The sequence below is a fragment of the Streptomyces sp. NBC_00536 genome (assembly GCF_036346295.1).
Classification (GTDB): Bacteria; Actinomycetota; Actinomycetes; order Streptomycetales; family Streptomycetaceae; genus Streptomyces.
This window is the reverse complement of the sequence record NZ_CP107819.1, coordinates 1,859,916-1,874,840: the sequence shown is the minus strand read 5'-3', so window position 1 is coordinate 1,874,840 and position 14,925 is coordinate 1,859,916. Positions and strand designations below refer to the sequence as shown.

Genomic DNA, 14,925 nt, shown 5'->3' with positions numbered 1-14,925 from the left:
GCCGCGGGTTTTCTCTTGCCCCGACCGGCCGGCCTCTTGCCCGGACGGGCCCGTCCCTTTTATAGTCAGGATGACTATTAAAGGGAGTGGGGACCGCCATGAGCATGAGCTGGACCGAGGTGCTCGGCTTCGCCACGGGCGCCCTGTGCGTCTGGCTGGTGGCCCGGCAGCACATCGCCAACTGGCCGATCGGCATCGCGAACAACGTCTTCTTCATCGTGCTCTTCGCCCAGGCCGGCCTCTACGCCGACGCCGGGCTGCAGATCGTCTTCATCGCCCTCGCCGCGTACGGCTGGTGGTCCTGGACCCACGGGGGTGGCCCGGGAACCGCCGAGGCCCTGCCGGTGCGCGCCACCACGCGCACCGAATGGGTCTGGCTGGCCGCGGCGGGGGCGGTGGGGGTCCTCGCCCTCACCCTGCTCCTCGGGCGGGTCAGCGACTCCACCGTCCCCTTCTGGGACGCGCTCACCACCGGGCTCTCGCTCGCGGCCACCTACGGGCAGTGCCGCAAGCTCGTCGAATCCTGGTGGCTGTGGATCGCGGCCGACCTCGTGTACATCCCGCTGTACGCCTACAAGGGGTTGTGGCTGACCTCCGTGCTCTACGCCGGGTTCCTCGCCCTGTGCCTGATCGGCCTGCGCAACTGGCGGCGCGAGCTGCGGTCCGCGCCCGGCGCCCGTACCGCGGCACTGGGAGCGGGCGCGTGAGCGCGCACGGGCGGCGGTACGGGCACGGGCTGGTGCTCGGGAAGTTCTATCCGCCGCACGCCGGGCACCACCACCTCGTGGACACCGCCCTCGACCGGTGCGAGCGGCTGACCGTCCTGGTCTGCGCCGCCTCCGTGGAATCGGTGCCGCTCGCCGACCGGGTCGCCTGGATGCGCGAGGCGCACCCGCGGGCCCGGGTCGTCGGCGCGGTGGACGACATCCCGGTCGACGTCCACGACCCGGCCGTGTGGGACGCCCACATGGCCGTCTTCCGGGGCGCCGTCGGCGAACCGGTGGACGCCGTCTTCACCTCCGAGGCGTACGGGACCGAGCTGGCCCGGCGCTTCGGCGCCGAGGAGGTCAGCGTCGACCCCGCCCGCTCCCGCCACCCCGTCTCCGGGACGGCCGTGCGCGCGGACCCCGTCGCCTGCTGGGACTTCCTCGGCCCGGGCGTACGGGCCGCGCTCACCCGGCGGGTCGTCGTCCTCGGCGCCGAGTCCACCGGCACCACCACCCTCTCCCGGGCGCTCGCCGCGCACTACCGCGGCCGGGGCGGGGTCTGGGCCGGGACCGGCTGGGTCGCCGAGTACGGGCGCCGGTACAGCGAGGAGAAACTGGCCGCCCTGCGCGCCGCGGATCCGGCGGCCGACTGGGCGGACGCGGAGTTCGGCTCCGCCGAGTTCCCGGTGATCGCCCGCCGCCAGGACGCCGACGAGGAGGCGGCGGCCCGGGCCGGCTCGCCGGTGCTCTTCTGCGACACCGACTCCTTCGCCACCGGCGTCTGGCACGAGCGGTACCTGGGCACCCGCAGTGCGGAGGTCGAGGAGATCGCCGCGTCCGGGCCCCGGCGGGACCTGTACCTGCTCACCGACCACGAGGGCGTCCCCTTCGAGGACGACGGGCTGCGCGACGGGCCGCAGCTGCGGCCCTGGATGACCGGCCGGTTCCGCGAGGAACTCAACGCGACCGGGAGGCGTTTCCTCGTCATCGGGGGGAGCCGTGAGGAGCGGCTGGCGAAGGCCATCCGGGCGGTGGACGCGCTGCTCGCGGAGGGCTGGCACTTCGCCGACCCGCTCCCCGAGGCAGGCCCGCTCCCGGCGAAGAGGGCCGTCCCGGTGGAGGGCCCGTGAGCGCTCCGTACGACCCGGCGGCCTTCGAGCCGTTCGCGGTCACCGTCGACCTCGCCGTGTTCACCGTGCGGGACGGACGGCTGCACGTCCTGCTGATCCGGCGCGGCCAGGACCCGTACGCCGGGGCGTGGGCGCTGCCCGGCGGGTTCGTGCTGCCCCGGGAGTCCGCCGAGGCCGCCGCCCGCCGTGAACTCGCCGAGGAGACCGGGCTGCCCGGGCCGGTGGTCGCGGACCTCCACCTGGAACAGCTGCGCACCTACAGCGAACCCGGCCGGGACCCCCGGATGCGGGTCGTCTCGGTCGCCTTCACCGCGCTGGTCCCCGACATGCCGGAACCGGCCCCGGCTGGCGGCGGCGACGCCGAACACGCGCGCTGGATGCCGGTGGGAGAGGCCCGCGGCGGCCCCGGCTCCGGCCTGAGCGGCCTCGGTGGCCTCGCCTTCGACCACGCGGTGATCCTGGCCGACGCGCGGGAGCGGATCGGCGGGAAGCTCGAATACACCTGCCTGGCCACCGCGTTCTGCCCGCCCGAATTCACCCTCGGGGAACTCCAGGGCGTCTACGAGACCGTCTGGGACACCGTCCTGGACCGGCCCAACTTCCGCCGCAAGGTCCTCGCCACCCCCGGCTTCGTCGAAGCGGTGCCGGGAGCCGCCCGGCTGACCGGCGGCCGCGGCAAACCGGCCGCCCTCTACCGGGCCGGCCCGGCCACCACCCTGCACCCGCCCCTGCTCCGGCCCTCGGAAGGACCCACACGATGACCACGACCACCAAACGGGCGGCGACCGGCGCCATGATCGGCCTGGCCCTGGGCGACGCGCTCGGCTTCCCGACGGAGTTCAACGACGTCCCGTCGATCCTGGCCAAGACCGGGCCCTGGCGTGAGATGCGGCTGCCGCGCCCGGCGATCGTCACCGACGACACCCAGATGACCCTGGCCCTGGCCCGCGGGATACGGTCCGCCGCCGAGCGGGGCCCGGTCGGCCCGCAGTGGCTCGCCCACCCGGTCCGCGAGGAGTTCGTCGAGTGGTGGCGCTCACCCGAGAACAACCGGGCCCCCGGCCGCACCTGCATGGTCGCCTGCTCGCTGCTCAAGGACCCCGAGCGCGACTGGCGCGACGCCAGCCAGATCGGCTCGAAGGGCTGCGGGGCGAACATGCGGGTGGCGCCGGTGGGGCTCGTACCGGGCTGGACCGAGGAGGAACGGGCGGGCGCGGCCCAGCTCCAGTCCGCCCTCACCCACGGGCACCCGACCGCGCTCGCGGCCTCCGACCTCACCGCGCGGGCCGTGCACCTGCTGGCCGAGGGCACCGAAGTGACCGGGCTGGTCGGTCAGCTGCGCTCGTACGCCCTCGACAACCGCACCGGCTACCACGAGCGGTGGCTCGGCGACCTGTGGCGGCGCGCCACCTCCGACGCCTCGCCCGAGGCGTTCATCGCACGCGGCTGGGACGACTGCCTGGCCGTCCTGGACCGGCTCGCGGCCGCCCTGCGCGACCCGTCCCCGGAGACGGACCCCTGTCTGGCCACCGGGGACGGCTGGATCGCCGAGGAGGCCCTGGCCACCGCCCTGCACTGCTTCCTGCTGTTCCCCGAGGACCCGCTGACCGCCCTGCGCCGGGCCGCCTGCACGGCGGGCGACTCCGACTCCATCGCCTGCCTCGCGGGCGCCTTCGCGGGCGCGCACCTCGGCGCGGACGTCTGGCCCCGCGACTGGGAGGGCCGCATCGAGTACCGCGAGGAACTCCTGTCCTTCGGCGCGCTCTGGGACGAGTGAGCCGAGGGCCGTCGCCGGGCCGAGTGGTCGTGCCTCCGGCGGCGCCTCCATCGCCGGCGGGGCTGGAGGTGGCGGGCCCCGGGGGTTCGGTGAGGGGGATGGCGCCCCGGGCGGTCGGTCCGGCCGGTGCGGTCAGCGGGCCGAGGCGCGGCGGGCGCGCAGGAGGAAGTCCTCGACGCGGGGGAGGTCCGGGTCGGCGGGGAGCGGGGTGGTCGACAGGGCCGCCTCGCACTCCTGCGCCAGGCGGGTCATCCGGGCCTCCACCTCGGCCCACGGGACCTCGCCGCGCTTGACGGCGAGCAGGTTCTCGCGGTGTTCGCCGACATCGACCGTCAGGCGGCCGGTGCGCAGCAGGTCCCGGCAGGACCCCAGCAGGCGGAGCAGGTGCATCGCGTGCTTCCAGCGCGGGGCGCCGTGGATCCGGACGTCCGCGTCGAGTTTGCCGCGCTGTGAGACCGCATAGCGGGTGAAGGTGGTGTGGGCGCGCCGGGACAGGAACGCCCCGCGGAGCGAGAGGAGTTCCTCGCCGACCGGGGTCAGCCGCTCCACCAGCGGGGAGTGCAGGCACTCCAGGATGTTGGGGTTGGCGCGCAGGGCCAGTTCGCAGAAGCGCTCCAGCTCCCAGGAGAACTCCTCCTCCCGGGGCCCCTCCACATGCGTGGGCGGCTTCTCGAAGCGCCAGTACAGCGGGGTGGGGGCGAGGTAGACACCGCGCCGGTCGGTGTCGCTCGCCTCCGTCGCCAGACCGAACGCCCGCGAGCCCATCACGCACGCGAAGACCGTGTGCTCGCGCACCAGCGCCAGATCGCCGCTCCTGTCCGTGCTGTCCGCCCTGTCCGTCATGTCCGCCGTCCTGTCCATCGCCGCAGCGTAGGCGGGTGGCGGCCCGCCACGCGAAGCGATTTCCGGGACGGGACAGGACGGGACGGGGCGTCAGGCGAGGGTGATCTCGCCCGCCGGGGAGACCACGATCTTCTTCTCCGCGAGCGGGCGGGTGGCCGGGCCGTGGGCCACGGCGCCGTCCGCGACCTGGTACTTGCTGCCGTGGCACGGGCAGTCGATGGTGCCGTTCTCCACCTTGGCCACGATGCAGCCCTGGTGGGTGCAGACCGCGGTGAAGCAGCGGTAGGAGCCGGCCGTGGGCTGGGTGATGACGAGCTTCTCGTCCTTGAGGATCGTGCCCCCGCCCACCGGTACGGCCGAGGTCTTCGCCAGGGCCTTGCCCGCCGCCTCGCCCTCGGCCGGGGCCGAGGCCGAGGGCGCCGCGGACGAGGCGCCCGGCTGGCTCGGGGCGGTGCTGGGGGTGGTGGCGGCGTCGGAGCCGTTCGCGGGCTTCTCGCCGTCTCCGCCTCCGCACGCGGTGAGCGCGCCGCCCGCCAGGGCCACCGCTCCCGCCGCCAGTACCGTGCGCCGGGCAGTGCGCGTGGGCTCGCTCATGACATCTCCTCGCTGGGGCTACCGGTGGGGCAGCAGCATCCTGGCGTGCCGTGAGCTCCGTGAGAAGCCCGCCGCGCCGCCGTCCGCCCCACCCGGCCGGTCCCCGGTCAGTGGCCGGGTGCCCGCGGAGCCAGTTCCGCCGGGTGCCCCGGTGTCCGTACGACTTCCCACACGCGGATCACCGCGTCCCGGTTCAACGGGCCGTGGACGTGCGGGTAGCGGCCGCCGGATTCACCCTCCCGGCGGACCGGCGAGGTCAGGGCCGCTTCGTCGAGTTCCAGCGCCAGCAGCGGCCCGGCCACCCCCGCGTAGTGCGCGTCCGCGATGGCGAGTGCGGTGGCCGCGTCCCCCGAACAGTGCACGAATCCCTCCGAGTCGAGCGAGGGCGGGGCGTACGGGCGGTCCGGGGCGGCGGACCAGTCGGCGAGCGCGACGATGTGGAAGATCATGCCGTTCGTTCTACCGCAGCCCGGAGCGAGGCCCTCCGCCCAGTGGCAGCCACGCCCGGTTCGGGTGACATTGTCCGTGTCTCGACGCCGGGCGCGCCGTGTGCCGTGCGCCCCGGTCCCTCTGCGAAAGGCATGACGATGGCGGGTAACGACCTCGGCTCCCTTCTGGGCAGTCTCCTCGGCGGCGGTGGCCAGGGCGGCCAGGGCGGGGGCGCGGGCGGCATCCTCGGCGCCCTGCTCGGCGCGCTCGGCGGCGCTGGCGCGGGCGGCGCACAGGCGTCCGGCAACGGGAGCAACCCGCTCGGCGGGCTGCTGGACATGCTCACGAAGTCCGGTCTCGCCGACCAGGCCCAGTCCTGGGTCGGTACGGGCGACAACAAGGCCGTCAGCGGCGCGGAGATCGCCCAGGCGCTGCCGGACGAGGCCCTGCAGCAGGCCGCCGCGCAGGCGGGCGTCAGCCCGCAGGAGGCGGCGGACCAGATCGCCCAGGCACTGCCCCAGGCCGTGGACAAGCTGAGCCCGAGCGGCGCCCTGCCCACCGGCTCGCTGGAGGACATCATCAAGCAGCAGAACCTCTGAGCGGACGGCCGATGCGCGCGGGGCCCGGCGGCCCGTCCCACGGGACGGACCGCCGGGCCCCGCGCTGTGCGGGCTGACTACCCTGGGAGCGCACCGCACAGCGCACGCCCCAGGCCCGCGCCCCGACCGCGATCCACCCGAGGAGCCCCCAGTGAGAACCGCCGTCGTCATCGGAACCGGACTGATCGGCACCTCCGCGGCCCTCGCCCTGACCGCCCGCGGGATCACCGTCCACCTCACCGACCACGACCCGGCCCAGGCCCGTACGGCCGCCTCCTTCGGCGCCGGCACGGACGAACCCGCCGACGGCAGGGTCGACCTGGTGATCGTCGCCGTACCGCCCGCGCACGTGGCCGCGACGCTGGCCGACGCGATCGGGCGGGGCCTGGGCCGGGCCTACGTGGACGTGGCGAGCGTCAAGGGCGGGCCGCGGCGCGAGCTGGAGGCCCTGGGCGCGGACCTGACGACGTACATCGGCACGCACCCGATGGCCGGGAAGGAGCGCTCCGGACCGCTCGCCGGCACGGCCGACCTGTTCGAGGGGCGGCCCTGGGTGCTGACCCCGACCCGGGACACCGACCACGAGGTGCTGAACCTGGCGCTGGAGCTGGTCGCGCTCTGCCGGGCCGTGCCCGTCGTGATGGACGCCGACGCCCACGACCGGGCCGTCGCGCTGGTCTCGCACACCCCGCAGCTGGTGTCCAGCATGGTCGCCGCGCGGCTGGAGGAGGCCGACGAGAGCGCCGTACGGCTGTGCGGACAGGGCATCCGCGATGTCACCCGGATCGCCGCGTCCGATCCGCGGATGTGGGTGGAGATCCTCTCCGCCAACCCCGGACCGGTCGCCGACGTGCTCAGCGGGATCGCCGCCGACCTGGAGGAGACCGTGCAGGCGCTGCGCGGGCTCCAGTCGGCGGACGAGGACAAGCGGCGCGGCGGCGCGGAGGGCATCGAGGACGTGCTGCGGCGCGGGAACGCCGGGCGGGTGCGGGTCCCGGGCAAGCACGGCGCCGCGCCGACCGTGTACGAGACCGTGACCGTGCTGATCAGCGACCAGCCGGGCGAGCTGGCGCGGATCTTCGCCGACGCCGGGCGGGCCGGGGTCAACATCGAGGACGTACGGATCGAGCACGCCAACGGGCAGCAGGCGGGCCTGGTCCAGCTGAGCGTGGAACCGAGGGCGGCGGCGGGACTCACGGCCGAGCTGCGCGAGCGGGGCTGGGCCCTGCGCCAGTAGGGAAGGGCTCCCACCCAGCCCGCCGGCGTTTGAGGCGCGGCACCGGGGCCGCATGTCCAGCCCCGCCGGCGATTGAGGCGCGGGGCCGGGCAGGGCCCGGTGGGGCCTCCGGCGGGCCCTCAAACGCCGGGCAGGCTGGATTTCCGGGCCAGTGCCACCCGCTCGGACCGGCCCCCGCACCGACCGGCGTCGGGGGCCCCGCCGAGTCGGTAACCTTAAGGAGGGGCGTTTTCGCGCGCCCGGACACGTACGCGCAACCAGGAAGGTGCTCGCCCCGTGGAAACCGCCGCTCAGTCCGCCGTGATCGTCGCCATCGACGGTCCCTCCGGCACGGGCAAGTCCAGCACCTCCAAGGCCGTCGCCGCCAAGCTCGGGCTGCGGTACCTGGACACCGGTGCGCAGTACCGGGCCATCACCTGGTGGATGATCACCAACGGGATCGACCTCGACGACCCGCAGGCCATCGCGCTCGCGGCGGGCAAGCCCGTCATCGTCTCCGGTACGGACCCCTCCGCGCCCACCATCAGCGTGGACGGCCTCGACGCCGCCGGGCCGATCCGCACCCAGGAGGTCACCTCCAAGGTCAGCGCGGTCAGCGCGGTGCCCGAGGTGCGCACCCTGATCACCGACCTGCAGCGCGCCATCGCCGCCGAGGCGGCCCAGGCCGCCGCCGGGATCGTCGTCGAGGGCCGGGACATCGGCACCACCGTGCTGCCCGACGCCGACGTCAAGGTGTTCCTCACCGCATCGGCCGAGGCGCGCGCCGCCCGCCGCAGCGGCGAGCTGAAGGGCGCACAGGCCCAGGACCTCGCGGCCACGAAGGCGGCGCTGATCAAGCGCGACGCCGCCGACTCGGGCCGCAAGACCTCCCCGCTGGCCAAGGCCGGGAACGCCGTCGAGGTCGACACCACGGACCTCACCCTCGACCAGGTCATCGAGTGCGTGGTGACCCTCGTGGAGGACAAGAGGGCGGGCGGCCAGTGAGCGAAACGCCCTCCCTCAGGGGTGCGGCGGTCGGCCGGCGGATCGGGATCGGGCTCATGTACGGGCTCTGGAAGCCCCGGGTGCTCGGCGCGTGGAAGGTACCGGCCTCCGGGCCGCTCATCCTGGCCGTCAACCACTCCCACAACGTCGACGGACCCATGGTCATGGGCACCGCGCCGCGGCCCGTGCACTTCCTGATCAAGAAGGAAGCGTTCGTCGGCCCGCTCGGCCCCTTCCTGGAAGGGATCGGGCAGGTCAAGGTCGACCGCTCCGGCACCGACCGGGCCGCCGTGACCCGGGCCCTGGGCGTCCTCGACGACGGCGGAGTCCTCGGGATCTTCCCGGAGGGCACCCGCGGCGAGGGGAACTTCGCCTCGCTGCGCGCGGGCCTCGCCTACTTCGCCCTCCGCGGCGGCGCGCGCATAGTGCCCGTCGCGGTGCTGGGCAGCACCGAACGCCGTGGCAGGCTGGTCAAGGGACTGCCGCCCTTCAAGGGCCGCGTCGACGTCGTCTTCGGTGACGCCTTCGACGCGGGCGACGGCAGTGGCCGCCGGACCCGCACCGCGCTCGACGAGGCCACCGTACGCATCCAGGACCGGCTGACCTGCCACCTGGCCGACGCCAAGCGGCTCACCGGCCGCTAGGCGAGACTTGAACTCAGTAGTGGATCCGCACGCTGCGGATGCCACCGATCACCACGAACGACGAGGAACGGACTTCATGAACGACCAGCACGACCACGGAGCACTCGGAGATGCCGAGTACGCGGAGTTCATGGAGCTCGCCGCGGAAGAAGGCTTCGACATCGAGGACGTCGAAGGCGCGATCGAGGAGGCCGGCGCAGGCCCGCTTCCCGTCCTCGCCGTCGTCGGCCGCCCGAACGTCGGCAAGTCGACCCTGGTGAACCGCATCATCGGCCGCCGCGAAGCGGTGGTCGAGGACAAGCCGGGCGTCACCCGCGACCGCGTCTCGTACGACGCCGAATGGGCCGGCCGCCGCTTCAAGGTCATGGACACCGGCGGCTGGGAGCAGGACGTCCTCGGCATCGACGCGTCCGTCGCCGCCCAGGCCGAGTACGCGATCGAGACCGCCGACGCGGTCGTCTTCGTCGTGGACGCCAAGGTCGGCGCCACCGACACCGACGAGGCCGTCGTCCGGCTGCTGCGCAAGGCGGGCAAGCCCGTCGTGCTCTGCGCCAACAAGGTGGACGGCCAGAGCGGCGAAGCCGACGCGAGCGCCCTGTGGTCGCTCGGCCTCGGCATGCCGCACCCGGTCTCCTCGCTGCACGGCCGCGGTACGGGCGACATGCTCGACGCCGTCCTGGAGGCGCTCCCCGAGGCCCCGCCGCAGACCTTCGGCGCCGCCGCCCCCGGCGGCCCGCGCCGGATCGCGCTCATCGGCCGCCCGAACGTCGGCAAGTCCTCGCTGCTGAACAAGGTCGCGAGGGAGGACCGCGTCGTCGTCAACGAGCTGGCCGGCACCACCCGCGACCCGGTCGACGAGCTGATCGTGCTCGGCGGCATCACCTGGAAGTTCGTGGACACCGCGGGCATCCGCAAGAAGGTCCACCTGCAGCAGGGCGCCGACTACTACGCCTCCCTGCGCACCGCCGCCGCCGTCGAGAAGGCGGAGGTCGCGGTCATCCTGATCGACACCACCGAGTCGATCAGCGTCCAGGACCAGCGCATCATCACCATGGCCGTCGAGTCCGGCCGCGCCATCGTCATCGCCTACAACAAGTGGGACGAGCTGGACGAGGAGCGCCGCTACTACCTCGAGCGCGAGATCGAGACCGAGATGCAGCAGGTGGCCTGGGCCCCCCGCGTCAACGTCTCCGCCCTCACCGGCCGCCACATGGAGAAGCTGGTCCCGGCGATCGAGACCGCCCTCGCGGGCTGGGAGACGCGCGTCCCGACGGGCCGCCTGAACGCGTTCCTCGGCGAGATCGTCGCCTCCCACCCGCACCCGGTGCGCGGCGGCAAGCAGCCCCGCATCCTCTTCGGCACCCAGGCGGGCACCAAGCCGCCGCGGTTCGTGCTCTTCGCCTCCGGCTTCCTGGAGCACGGCTACCGCCGCTTCATCGAGCGCCGCCTGCGCGAGGAGTTCGGCTTCGAGGGCACCCCGATCCACATCTCGGTGCGGGTGCGCGAGAAGCGCGGCTTCAACAAGAGCAAGGCCAAGAAGTAACGGTGACCGGACGGTCCGCCGGGGGTCAGTAGCCCCGGCGCGGAGCGGGCGGCAGGGCCGCCGGGATGTGCTGCATCCCGGTCTGGTGCTGCCGCCCGTTCGCGTGTCCGGAGGCGGTGCCCGCGGTGGCGTAACCGTGCGCGCCCTGGGCGGCGTAGGAGGGCTGGGGGACGTACGCGGGCTGCGGGGCGTACGAGGCCTGCCACGGGTCGGTCTGCCACGCGGAGCCGTTCCAGCCGCTGGTGCTGGTCTGCCCGCTGTTGTACGGGCCCGGGTACCCGGTGGTGGCCAGCGCGCCGCCGTGACCGGCCGGGCCCGCCCCGAAGGCCGTGAACCCGAGGTCCTCCTCGCCGCTGCGGTCGCCCGGCAGGGCCCGGAAGGAGCGCAGGTACTCCGAGTACAGCGCGTCGAAGATCGGGGTGTGCGAGACGGTGTGCGCCGCGGCGTGCGCCCCCTCCCGCGTCCATGCGGGGCGCATCGGGGGAACGGTGCTCGGATAGGACGGGGCGCGGGAGGGATCGTATGAATGCACGTATCTGCCAACGAAACCGGCGCCCTGCGGATGCGGGGCGCCGGGGAGAAATCGCAGATCGCCGGGGGTGTGCGGGACGGACCGCGCACCCCCGGCGCACGCCACCGCGCGGCCCCGCCCCGGACGGATCCGGGGCCGGGACCGGACGACGGCAGTCCGGTGGGGGTGGGGGTTAGGGGGTGTCTTGTGGATCAGGCCGGATCAGGGAGCGGCGTCTGGTGCCGTGCATCGCAAGGCGGAGGAGGGAGTCAATGCGGAGCATTGGCGACCGACGACAACGCGGCGAGGCGCGGCACCAGACGCCGCGAGCCCGGCGTGATCCACAAGACACCCCCTAAGACTCAGGTGCCCGCGAGCGGCATGGAGGCCGCCACGAGCTTCCCGCCCGCCGCCGCCTTGTCGAGCGCGTCGCGCAGCAGGTCCTCGCGGGGCTGCTGGCCGATCGAGCCGACGGGGGCGGCGTAGACGAGCACGCGCTGGTTCTTGTTGACGGCGGCGCGCCAGCCGTCCGTGACGGAGAGCGCCTTGTGGGCCTGCCACCAGGAGGTGGGGGCGCCGCCGTCGATGCCGGGCTGGAGCACCGCGTGCAGCAGGCCCGCCGCGAGCAGCACCGACCAGCCGGGCAGCTGCGAGGGCAGCGCGGAGGTGTCGCTGACCGGAATGAAGCCCTGCTCGATGAGGAGCGGCAGGAAGTCGTCGCCGGGGCCGTCGGTGCCGGGCCGGGCGATCGGCGCGGTCGGCTCGACCACCAGGGCGGGGTGCAGCTCGCCGCCGATCAGGACCAGCCCGCTGGTGATGCCGAGGACGGCCTGGCCGCCGGGCACGGCCTGCGGGACCTCGGGGTCGGCGAAGGAGTCGTGCGGCGCCTCGGCGGCCGGGTCGTTGCCGGTGATGCTGCGGACGGCGCCCTGGAGCTGGGCCTCCGAGACGTTCACCACCTGGGAGGGGATGCACAGGGCGTGGGCGAAGGCGAGCACCGCCGTCTCCTCGCCGACGAACAGCACGGTGCTGGTCTGTTCGCGCTCCGAGTCTCCCGGGGTACGGCACGAGGTGCAGTCGTAACTGCTCGGGGCCTGGTCACCGGCGAGCAGCCGGTTGGCTTCTTCGTCGCCGATCTCGGCGCGTACGTCATCACTGACCTCGAGCATGCGCGGCACGGAGTGACTCCTCGGACTACGACGGACCGGTGGGCCGTTCCGTCTCGGCGTGCGGGACCGGGCGGTTCCCGGCTCGCCGGGATCAACGGGGGAGCGGTGGCCGGGGTCACGCCGGATGAGGGAACGGATTCGAACCTGACCCCCGGACGAGTGAACGGGGTGAACGGAGCTTTGTATTCATGCCAACTCTTTTCGTTTTGTGCCCAGTTGGCGGCGTGGAATGCGCGATTCGGGAGAGCGGGACGCATCGGCCTTCCGGGTGGCGGCAGGGGGGCGGCCGCGTGGCGGGGCGGGGGCGTCGGCGGGGCCGCCTAGCGTGAGCCGATGCCCACCTACCGGATCCGGGCGGCCGTGCTGGTGGCCGCCGTGCTGGTGTTCGTCCCGTCGGCGGCGTCGCGCGGGTACGCCTCGGCGCCCCCACCGCCCGCGCCCGGGCCCGGCGGGGTCTCCGCCGTCGGCGCGCCGGGGGTGATCGGGAAGGGGCCCGGGGACTGCGGGCCCGGTGGCCAGTGGCCCTGGGACTGCGTCGCCGACTGCGAGAGCGGCGGCCGCTGGAGCGTCAACACCGGCAACGGTTTCTACGGCGGGCTCCAGTTCTGGCAGCCGACCTGGGAGGAACACGGCGGGCTCGGCTACGCGCCGCGCGCGGACCTGGCGGCGCGGGAGGCGCAGATCCGCGTGGCGGAGGACCTGCTGGGGACGCAGGGGTGGGAGGCGTGGCCGGTCTGCTCGAAGCGGTACGGGCTGGCGGGGCGGATGCATGTGGTGCGGGCCGGGGATTCGCTCGACTCGATTGCCCGTCGGCATCGTGTGCCGGGTGGGTGGCGGGCGCTGTATGAAGCGAACCGGCCCGCCCTCGGCCCCCACCCCGACTCCCTCCCGGTAGGCACCCTCCTACTCCTCCCGGGCCCCGCCCCGGCCCCCGTCCCACCCGCGGCGCCGGCCCGGCCCCCTGCCCCGACTCCGACTCCGACTCCGACTCCGACACCGACTCCGACTCCGACTCCGACCCCCGTCCCGGTCCCGGCCCGGCCCCCTGCTCCGGTCCCGAGTCCGGTCCCGAGTCCGGTCCCGAGTCCGAGTCCGACATCGACCCCGGTCCTGGTTCCCGCGCCGACCCCGGCCCCAGCGGAGCCGAAGGCCCCGGCCCACTGACGCCCCGGACGCCGGGCAGCCGGGGGCGCGCCCCGGTGGAGCCCTCAATCGCCGGCCAGGCTGCCCTTGCCTCCGGCGGCGCCTCAAACGCCGGCGGGGCTGGGGGTGGCGGGCCCCGTGCGTCGGCGCAAGCTGGGGGTGGCGGGCCCCGTGCGTGGGCGAGAGCTGGGGGTGGCGGGCCTCGTGCGTCGGCGCGAGCCCGGAGGGCAAATTCAGCCTGCCCGGCGTTTGAGGGCCCGCCGGAGGCGCGACCGGCGTGTGCGGCGATGGACGGCATGGCCGGGGACAATCCAGCCCGCCCGGCGATTGAGGGCATGGGGCGGGGGAGGGCGGAGCCGTGGGCTGGGAGACTCGGGGGATGGTGGAGACTTCCGCACGGTTGTTGCGTCTGTTGTCGCTGCTCCAGGCGCACCGGGAGTGGACCGGGGCCGGGCTGGCGGAGCGGCTCGGGGTGACGCCCCGGACCGTCCGGCGGGACGTGGAGCGGCTCCGGGAGCTGGGGTATCCCGTCAACGCCAGCCCCGGCACCGGCGGCGGCTACCAGCTCGGCGCCGGTGCCGAGCTGCCCCCGCTGCTGCTCGACGACGACGAGGCGGTGGCCGTCGTGGTCGGGCTGCGGACCGCCGCCGGGAACGGTGTCGAGGGGATCGGGGAGGCCTCCGTACGCGCCCTGGCCAAGCTGGAGCAGGTGCTTCCGGCACGGCTGCGGCGCCGGGTCTCGGCCCTCAACGACTTCACCGTGCCGATGCTGCGCGGCCCCGGGGGCCCCGCCGTGGACCCCTCCGTGCTGGCGGAACTGGCGGCCCTGTGCCGGGACGGCGAGCGGCTGCGCTTCGCCTACCGCGACCACGTGGGCGCGAGCACCCGCCGCACCGTGGAGCCGCACCGGCTGGTGTGCACCGAGCGCCGCTGGTACCTGGTCGCCTGGGACCTGGAGCGCGCCGCCTGGCGCACCTTCCGCGCCGACCGGATCGAGCCGAGGCCCCCGCACGGCCCCCGGTTCACCCCGCGCCCGCCACCCGCCGAGGACTTGGCGGCGTACGTCTCGGAGGGCGTGTCCCAGCGGGTGTACGCGGCCCGCGCCGTGGTGCGGCTGCGGGTGTCGGCCGAGGAGGCGGCGCGCACGGTCGGCCCGTCGGACGGCGTGCTGGAGCCGCTGGACGCGCACAGCTGCCTGCTGCGCACCGGGGCGGTCAGTCCGGACGTGCTGGTGATTCACCTCCTGCTGCTCGGGTGCGAGTTCGAGGTGGTGGAGCCGCCGGAGCTGACGGACCGGATCCGGGCGGCGCGGGACCTGCTCGCGCGTGCGGTGGAGAAAGGGTGAAGGGGTGAAGGGGTGTCAGACAATGCGGACACGGGAATTCCGGGGCTTCGGGCAGGAATTGCAATGCGGGTTCGCGGAGGGCGCCTCGCGAGCCGGTAAACAATTGCCCGGAGGAAGTCGGGACGCGCGGCGGCTGTCGGCAATCCGTGACACAAGCGTGACCCGGTTTGGACGAACACCTGGGCGTGTGGCTGACGCACGACTGCCGCGGTCCGGAGGATGATCCGGCTCGCGGCAGTCGGGTGGAGCGTGGAGACGCCCGTGTGGCGG

The 14,925-nt window shown here is 74.3% G+C and carries 15 protein-coding genes and 1 pseudogene; 11 read left to right on the top strand and 5 right to left on the bottom strand.

Translation table 11 applies throughout. The features are described 5' to 3' along the window. Positions 1–98 precede the first annotated feature (98 nt). The 4 genes from pnuC to OHS33_RS08005 are packed head-to-tail and all read left to right on the top strand — an operon-like array spanning position 99 to position 3,614. Positions 99–707 (top strand): nicotinamide riboside transporter PnuC, encoded by a 609-nt coding sequence (pnuC, locus tag OHS33_RS08020; RefSeq protein ID WP_330329680.1) that lies wholly within the window; start codon positions 99–101, stop codon positions 705–707. Continuing rightward, complete coding sequence (locus OHS33_RS08015; protein WP_330329679.1) at positions 704–1,837, top strand: AAA family ATPase; 1,134 nt, start codon at positions 704–706, stop codon at positions 1,835–1,837. The genes pnuC and OHS33_RS08015 overlap by 4 nt, the downstream gene beginning before the upstream one ends. Next, positions 1,834–2,598: an NUDIX hydrolase gene (locus OHS33_RS08010; protein ID WP_330329678.1), complete on the top strand. Its 765-nt coding sequence runs from the start codon at positions 1,834–1,836 to the stop codon at positions 2,596–2,598. Before OHS33_RS08015 ends, OHS33_RS08010 begins: the two co-directional genes overlap by 4 nt. Beyond that, positions 2,595–3,614, top strand: coding sequence for an ADP-ribosylglycohydrolase family protein (locus OHS33_RS08005; RefSeq protein ID WP_330329677.1), 1,020 nt, complete (start codon positions 2,595–2,597; stop codon positions 3,612–3,614). Before OHS33_RS08010 ends, OHS33_RS08005 begins: the two co-directional genes overlap by 4 nt. A 132-nt stretch (positions 3,615–3,746) precedes the next feature. On the opposite strand, the gene OHS33_RS08000 is transcribed toward OHS33_RS08005, so the two are convergent. From OHS33_RS08000 to OHS33_RS07990, 3 genes are all read right to left on the bottom strand, one after another. Beyond that, the gene (locus OHS33_RS08000) at positions 3,747–4,457 is read right to left on the bottom strand and encodes a nucleotidyltransferase domain-containing protein (RefSeq protein WP_330334954.1); all 711 of its coding nucleotides are present in this window, start codon (positions 4,455–4,457) and stop codon (positions 3,747–3,749) included. 90 nt (positions 4,458–4,547) lie between these two features. Then, positions 4,548–5,051 carry a Rieske (2Fe-2S) protein gene (locus OHS33_RS07995; RefSeq protein ID WP_330329676.1) on the bottom strand — a complete coding sequence of 168 codons (504 nt, stop codon included), beginning with the start codon at positions 5,049–5,051 and terminating at the stop codon, positions 4,548–4,550. 107 nt (positions 5,052–5,158) lie between these two features. Beyond that, complete coding sequence (locus OHS33_RS07990; RefSeq protein ID WP_330329675.1) at positions 5,159–5,500, bottom strand: DUF952 domain-containing protein; 342 nt, start codon at positions 5,498–5,500, stop codon at positions 5,159–5,161. Positions 5,501–5,638: 138 nt separating this feature from the next. Here OHS33_RS07990 and OHS33_RS07985 point away from each other — a divergent pair, with 138 nt between their 5' ends. From OHS33_RS07985 to der, 5 genes are all read left to right on the top strand, one after another. After that, the gene (locus OHS33_RS07985; protein ID WP_330329674.1) at positions 5,639–6,079 is read left to right on the top strand and encodes a YidB family protein; all 441 of its coding nucleotides are present in this window, start codon (positions 5,639–5,641) and stop codon (positions 6,077–6,079) included. 151 nt (positions 6,080–6,230) lie between these two features. Beyond that, positions 6,231–7,316 (top strand): prephenate dehydrogenase, encoded by a 1,086-nt coding sequence (locus OHS33_RS07980; protein ID WP_330329673.1) that lies wholly within the window; start codon positions 6,231–6,233, stop codon positions 7,314–7,316. A 276-nt stretch (positions 7,317–7,592) separates the two neighbouring features. Then, on the top strand, positions 7,593–8,300 hold the full coding sequence (cmk, locus tag OHS33_RS07975) for a (d)CMP kinase (protein ID WP_330329672.1): 708 nt from the start codon (positions 7,593–7,595) through the stop codon (positions 8,298–8,300). Continuing rightward, the gene (locus OHS33_RS07970; protein WP_330329671.1) at positions 8,255–8,944 is read left to right on the top strand and encodes a lysophospholipid acyltransferase family protein; all 690 of its coding nucleotides are present in this window, start codon (positions 8,255–8,257) and stop codon (positions 8,942–8,944) included. The genes cmk and OHS33_RS07970 overlap by 46 nt, the downstream gene beginning before the upstream one ends. A 76-nt stretch (positions 8,945–9,020) precedes the next feature. Further along, positions 9,021–10,487: a ribosome biogenesis GTPase Der gene (gene der / locus OHS33_RS07965; protein WP_330329670.1), complete on the top strand. Its 1,467-nt coding sequence runs from the start codon at positions 9,021–9,023 to the stop codon at positions 10,485–10,487. A 25-nt stretch (positions 10,488–10,512) separates the two neighbouring features. Here der and OHS33_RS07960 read toward each other — a convergent pair whose 3' ends face one another. Beyond that, a complete protein-coding gene (locus OHS33_RS07960) occupies positions 10,513–10,965 on the bottom strand; it encodes a hypothetical protein (protein WP_330329669.1) in 453 nt (150 codons plus the stop codon). A gap of 395 nt (positions 10,966–11,360) precedes the next feature. Next, positions 11,361–12,176 carry a hypothetical protein gene (locus tag OHS33_RS07955; protein ID WP_330329668.1) on the bottom strand — a complete coding sequence of 272 codons (816 nt, stop codon included), beginning with the start codon at positions 12,174–12,176 and terminating at the stop codon, positions 11,361–11,363. Positions 12,177–12,500: 324 nt separating this feature from the next. Here OHS33_RS07955 and OHS33_RS07950 point away from each other — a divergent pair, with 324 nt between their 5' ends. After that, positions 12,501–13,331 carry a transglycosylase family protein gene (locus OHS33_RS07950; RefSeq protein ID WP_330329667.1) on the top strand — a complete coding sequence of 277 codons (831 nt, stop codon included), beginning with the start codon at positions 12,501–12,503 and terminating at the stop codon, positions 13,329–13,331. 358 nt (positions 13,332–13,689) lie between these two features. Continuing rightward, a pseudogene (locus tag OHS33_RS07945) lies at positions 13,690–14,649 on the top strand (helix-turn-helix transcriptional regulator); the annotation flags it as partial. Positions 14,650–14,925 lie beyond the last annotated feature (276 nt).

Excerpts from the sequence above, each read along its gene's own strand:
- OHS33_RS07950 (WP_330329667.1), top strand. The coding sequence starts at position 12,501 with ATGCCCACCTACCGGATCCGGGCGGCCGTGCTGGTGGCCGCCGTGCTG.
- OHS33_RS07960 (WP_330329669.1), bottom strand. The coding sequence starts at position 10,965 with ATGCGCCCCGCATGGACGCGGGAGGGGGCGCACGCCGCGGCGCACACC.
- OHS33_RS08005 (WP_330329677.1), top strand. The coding sequence starts at position 2,595 with ATGACCACGACCACCAAACGGGCGGCGACCGGCGCCATGATCGGCCTG.
- der (WP_330329670.1), top strand. The coding sequence starts at position 9,021 with ATGAACGACCAGCACGACCACGGAGCACTCGGAGATGCCGAGTACGCG.
- pnuC (WP_330329680.1), top strand. The coding sequence starts at position 99 with ATGAGCATGAGCTGGACCGAGGTGCTCGGCTTCGCCACGGGCGCCCTG.
- OHS33_RS07995 (WP_330329676.1), bottom strand. The coding sequence starts at position 5,051 with ATGAGCGAGCCCACGCGCACTGCCCGGCGCACGGTACTGGCGGCGGGA.
- OHS33_RS08000 (WP_330334954.1), bottom strand. The coding sequence starts at position 4,457 with ATGACGGACAGGGCGGACAGCACGGACAGGAGCGGCGATCTGGCGCTG.
- OHS33_RS07985 (WP_330329674.1), top strand. The coding sequence starts at position 5,639 with ATGGCGGGTAACGACCTCGGCTCCCTTCTGGGCAGTCTCCTCGGCGGC.
- OHS33_RS07990 (WP_330329675.1), bottom strand. The coding sequence starts at position 5,500 with ATGATCTTCCACATCGTCGCGCTCGCCGACTGGTCCGCCGCCCCGGAC.